Source organism: Bacteroides caecigallinarum, assembly GCF_016902295.1.
Classification (GTDB): Bacteria; Bacteroidota; Bacteroidia; order Bacteroidales; family Bacteroidaceae; genus Phocaeicola; species Phocaeicola caecigallinarum_A.
The window spans coordinates 1-336 of the sequence record NZ_JACJLQ010000181.1; the positions used below are offsets into that span (position 1 = coordinate 1).

The window sequence follows — 336 nt, forward strand, 5'->3', positions numbered from 1 at the left end:
AAACATAATAGTCTTTCTCCTTGTTATAATACAGGTTTTCCTGTTTGAAAGGATTTGTCACATATTTGTCTGCTCTCTGCTCCTTATGAAAGAAATTGTACTTGACATATACCTCTATTCCGTTTTCTTCCATAAAGCGATAGTTCTCTTCCGAGCCATAACCGAAATCGGTAACTTCTTCCAATGGGAAACGGTTATAACGTTCATGGAACGAATTTTCGAACGGGATCAATGTAAGAGTGTCTGTAGGATTGTGGAAGAGTTCAAAATCGAGCATAAACTGATTTTCGGTTCCGATTTGTAGGTTATATCCCGGTTTTAATTGCCCGTTCCCCA

At 38.4% G+C, this 336-nt stretch carries 1 protein-coding gene; it reads right to left on the minus strand.

The window, feature by feature from the left end:
- Nucleotides 1-336: transposase (locus H6A27_RS14730; protein WP_477005009.1), on the minus strand; the 336-nt coding region annotated here is incomplete at both ends.